Annotated in this window: 3 protein-coding genes; 1 reads left to right on the top strand and 2 read right to left on the bottom strand. The window is 45.8% G+C overall.

All coding sequences use genetic code 11. The features are described from left to right. Positions 1–104: sugar phosphate nucleotidyltransferase (locus I1969_RS10805; RefSeq protein ID WP_267471237.1), on the bottom strand; the 104-nt coding region annotated here is incomplete at its 3' end. A gap of 214 nt (positions 105–318) precedes the next feature. Between I1969_RS10805 and I1969_RS10800 the strand changes: the two genes are divergently transcribed. Continuing rightward, complete coding sequence (locus tag I1969_RS10800; RefSeq protein ID WP_195235123.1) at positions 319–2,745, top strand: glycosyltransferase family 2 protein; 2,427 nt, start codon at positions 319–321, stop codon at positions 2,743–2,745. A gap of 287 nt (positions 2,746–3,032) precedes the next feature. Here I1969_RS10800 and I1969_RS10795 read toward each other — a convergent pair whose 3' ends face one another. Then, on the bottom strand, positions 3,033–4,571 hold the full coding sequence (locus I1969_RS10795; RefSeq protein ID WP_195235122.1) for a DUF2142 domain-containing protein: 1,539 nt from the start codon (positions 4,569–4,571) through the stop codon (positions 3,033–3,035). Positions 4,572–5,097 lie beyond the last annotated feature (526 nt).

Genomic DNA, 5,097 nt, shown 5'->3' with positions numbered 1-5,097 from the left:
TAGATCATGGGCTTGTCGTAGACCGGCAGCAACTGCTTGGAGGTCACGAGCGTGAGCGGGTACAGGCGGGTGCCGGAACCGCCGGCGAGGATGATGCCTTTCATAGAATTCCTCTCAGTTGACAATCGTTGAGCAAAAGCTGCTAATTGCAAATAACGATTAGACAAACATAGTTATTAAAATTATATGCGCCGGCAACGGCTTCCTCCTCATTCTCTTTAAAACGGACAGCAGAAACACGCATCTCTTTCTGCATTTATCGCGAGGTAGGAAATGAATTAGTACAATGAGCAGTGTCCAACAAACGAAAGGCAAACAATGCGAGTCGAAACAACCGGAGTATGCAGAGGAAACTGGAAAATCTACCAGCAACTTAAAATAGAAGGCATCCATGAAGGCTCCAGCATAAAAGCTCAAGCGGCAACGGATGACGACCGCCGCTTACCTTTGTCTCTTCTAAAATTCAAGGACAATAACGGCGAATCGAACTCATACGTTCTTGTAATCCCCGACCCCGATACCCGAGCCATTAAAATTGAGTTTAACGAAATCGGCAAAGACGGTTGCAACCTGAGCAGCGACTCCCTTTCGCTCAATTGCAAGAACATCAAATGGGAGTCGCGTCTTAACTACAAAATTAAACCTGACATGTGCAGCAAACTCCGAAATTACGATGACGTTTCAGAGTTTGAGATGGCGACGATTGATTTTTGGCAGTGCATCGAAGATTCAAACGAGTATATCCTGAGGTGCACGGTTAGAACACCGTACCGCAATGACTCGCAAATCAAACTTCGCTGCCTCGACCGGTTCCTCAATGAGGTTGGGCTGAGCATAGTCAATTTCGGTTCAAATGTAACGAGCGTTGGATTTACATCAGAGAAAAAGCAACTTGAAACGCAGCTCTCGATCCGCATGCCAAAGGCGTTTGATCGTTACTATTTTATTATTGACGATCAAAATCACCCATCATTCAGTGCATTTGACTGCTTAACGCCTGATAAATTAGGCTTGCTTCTTGAGGAGACCAACTTCCTCTTTACCCATGCGCAGTTTGACCCTGAATACCCCGAATGGTTTACAGAGCATAAGGCAACCATTGGTGCACTGGAGAAGCAGAGAAAAATCGTCTTCAATAGCGCTCCGAAATTCAGCATCATTGTCCCTCTTTACAACACGCCCATTTCGTTTTTTAACGATATGGTCGAATCCGTAAAAAACCAGTCTTATGCAAACTGGGAGCTCCTCCTAGTTAATGCAAGCCCTGACAATCAGGAACTAAAGGCTCGCGTTGAGCAGGAGACGGCCCACGACAACAGAATTAAATCAATTAACCTTACCGAGAATAAGGGCATTTCCGAAAACACAAACGCCGGCGTTGCCATCGCTTCGGGTGATTTCGTTAGCTTCTTTGACCATGACGATATTCTTGAACCGGACTTGTTGTTCTCATATGCCGAGGCAATTGAAAACAATGATGACGTCGATCTTCTTTATTGTGATGAAGATAAACTCATGCCCGATGGAATGCTAGCGCAGCCGTTCTTTAAGCCGGATTTCAATATCGATCTGCTCAGAAACAATAACTATATCTGCCATATGCTTACCATCCGTAAGTCTCTGCTTGACACTCTAGAACCGAACACGAAAGAGTTCGATGGAGCACAGGATCATAATCTGACTCTCCACGCCGTGGAAAAGGCAAGGAAAGTTCATCATGTTGCAAAGGTTCTATATCACTGGCGCCTAAGCGAGACCTCCACCGCAGCAAATGCCGATAGCAAGCCGTATGCCACTATCGCAGGTATCAAAGCGGTCCAGAGTCATTTGGACAGGCTTGGGCTCAATGCGAAGGTCGAACAAGCGCGTCGTCCCTTTACATATAAAGTATCCTACGCTGTGCCAGATTCCCATCCACTCGTGTCAATTATCATTCCAACTAAAGACCACGCCAACATTCTGGACAACTGCATTAAGTCAATTGTTGAGAAATCAACGTACGACAATTTCGAGCTTGTCATAATCGAAAACAACAGCACAGAAAAGGAGACGTTCGATTATTACGATAAGTTGCAAGCAAAATATCCTGACATCGTTCGTCTTGTAACTTGGAAGCACGAATTCAATTTCTCCAAGCTCATGAACTTTGGCGTTGCTCACGCCAAGGGCGACTATCTCTTGCTGTTGAATAACGATACTGAGGTAATTACGCCCAATTGGATTGAGACTATGCTTGGCATCTGCGCACGTGAGGATGTTGGCGCAGTTGGTGCAAAACTCTACTATCCCGACAACACCATCCAGCACGCGGGCTTATGCGTCACTGGTGGCGTGGCAGGACATCTTTGCCAAAGCATGCCAAGGGATAACTGGGGCTACTTTGCACTCAACGATGCACAACAAGACTTCAGCGCCGTCACCGCAGCTTGCATAATGACCAAGCGTGATGAATATGAGAAAGTCGGAGGTTTCACGGAAGAGCTTCAAGTTGCATTTAATGACGTTGACTTTTGCTTAAAGCTACGCGAGATCAACGACCTAATTGTATACACACCCGAAGTCGAGCTCTATCACTACGAGTCGATTTCTAGAGGCGTTGAAAACAATACGGAGAAGCAGATTCGCTTCCACAAAGAGGTCGCGTACATGAATTATCGATGGGCTAAGTATTACGTCAAAGGCGATCCTTATATGAATCCAAACTTCACCGTCGGGGAACCCGCGAATCGTTATTATCATTTATAGATAATGAGTATTTACTCATTTGGGCGCTGTTGAATATCGCGAAACTGCGCCGTCGATATCGCGCTTGGGCACCGGGCCCGACATGGGCTCCGGTGCCGTTTTGCTACCTGCGGTCCGCCCCGCGGCACGGCCTCATGTTGGCCTCTCGCATGCCAACCCAGCGCTCGGTCAAAGTCTCTGCTTGGCTTGGAAAAGCATAGCTTTCGGGGACCCTGCGGCGTCCGAATCATCGCCTGCTATCTAAACTGTTAGATAGCAGAAAAAACCCGAGAGCATTACGCAAAGGCCTACACACAGGATGCAATACTAATAAAACGAATAAGATATAAACAATTCATCACGCACATGCCAAAAGAGACGACAGAAAGCGAAGATGAGTTGAATTTAAACAAGCGCGTTCTCGACCCAAACAACAAAGCTGGTAGAACAGGAAGAAAATATCGTCCTTGAACACCCTGTATTACATTCTCGTAATTGAACGTCCAGCCCAACCACATAGATACAATGGAACCAAGGGCAGCCAAAGCAAAAGCGATAATAAACAGAATGGAACAAATGGGGCTGAGAAAAGAGGGCTCATCTTCGGAATCCAAACAACAAATAAACCCAAACAACAAATAAGGAATCATAAAAAAGGCTGGAAACTGCAAGTTTTTCTGGAGCCATCCAAGCGAATAACCTAAGGTGGATCCCCAATAGAAATCTCCTAGGGAATCTAATGTCCTAAAAAAGACCTCGAAGCTATTCTTTGGATGCATGATGATGTCACTGAGCGTATAAAACCGCCCGATCTCTTGGCCACGAGAGGCATCTGAAGACTGAGACACCAATGTACTCATTGATGCTATGCGCAGCACTAGAACGGAGGCTATAACAGCAAAGATCAGTATGCACTTACCGATACGTCCGACTTTCACATCTTGGAACTGCGAAAGGGGCACAAGCAAACCAAGTAATATCATCCCAGAATAAACAACCTTACACGGAGCCAAAAACGCCGAAATAATTAAATAAATGACGATTTCTTTACAACCTATTGATTTCTGCTCTCCAAAAAAACCGCGCATTAGACAAGCGAATACTAAAAGCGAGTACGCAATAATTCCTGAATCATAAGAGTATGAAGCAGCCAAGTGAAGCGTCATAGGCAGAAGCGAAACAAAAACAATAACCGATTTGCCCTTAGGTGCAATCCTGTATGCCTGGAACGCACAAAAGCAAAAAACCAGAGCCGAACCAATGCGCCCCATATAGAACACAGGATAGGCACCAAGTCCGAAAAACAGACCGATTTGCAGCCCAACGATAGATCCTATTTTCGCAGAAACGTTCTCACTACTGACGCTAAATGAGAACTCATTGAATGGAGTCCACTTCCCATTCTCAAACAGAGCATAATTCTGAATAATCGAATCAAATGAAGAGGAGTCAATGGCGTTACTCTGGCGACCCTTATAAAGGGAAAGATCGATATCCCGTACTAGAAAACCACCATCATTTGTCACATGCGCATTGAATGGAAGACTATCAACCATCCAATAAGTTGAAAAAAAATGATGGCCTTCATCCGGAACCGTAAACGGAGGAAAGATAAAGATAAAAATAATTAGAAATGCTATAAGCAGCGCCAAGAATACCCATTCACTTTTAAGACGATGGTACACCTTAGCATATGCAGCGCAAAGGCCAAGAATTAGAATCAACGAGATGGTAATTGTAAGCAGTACAAGTAATCTCGGATTATTTAGATACCAATAGACTGAATAGAATGCGAAAAAAAAGGCAAACAAAACAAATAAAGGCTTACATCTTATGGAACTTGTCATAAAAATCCTTATAATCGAGAAACTAATAGAACGCAATTAAAAATACTGGTATCAGTATACTAGCAAGCACATTGGCATCCAAAAAGAATGGCGGAATTCAATCTCATGGATCGCGCCGAAAATGTTGGTGCAAGGGTGACCCCTTAGTGCCCGTTTAACGAAAAACGGCCTTCGTCCCGGAACCAGAAATCACCACAACAACAGGTTCCGGGAAAAGACGAAGATCGCTATGTAAATCTTGTCAGACCCGGCGCCGGACATACTCGCCATGCCCCGTTTCAGCGACGGCGCCATCGACATGCGGGAGCTGCTCCCCAGACTCGCCAAACAGGTCGTGAACGCCGCGATGGACGCCGAGGCCGACCAGCTGAGCGGTGGCGGGGCGAACAGCCGAAACGGCTACCGCGAGAGGTCGCTCGCACCTGCGCCGGCACGCTGACGCTGCGCATTGTTAGCGCCGGGCGATTTTAGCCGCTAATAGTCAAACTATTTTGACCAATCCCGGTCACCGAATAATGGCCACCGT

The organism is Collinsella aerofaciens (assembly GCF_015548375.1).
GTDB lineage: Bacteria > Actinomycetota > Coriobacteriia > Coriobacteriales > Coriobacteriaceae > Collinsella > Collinsella aerofaciens_AB.
Note: the sequence above shows the minus strand (reverse complement) of the source record. Positions and strands in the feature narration are given on the sequence as shown.

Coding starts and splice junctions, on each gene's coding strand:
- I1969_RS10800 (WP_195235123.1), top strand. CDS start 319: ATGCGAGTCGAAACAACCGGAGTATGCAGAGGAAACTGGAAAATCTAC.
- I1969_RS10795 (WP_195235122.1), bottom strand. CDS start 4,571: ATGACAAGTTCCATAAGATGTAAGCCTTTATTTGTTTTGTTTGCCTTT.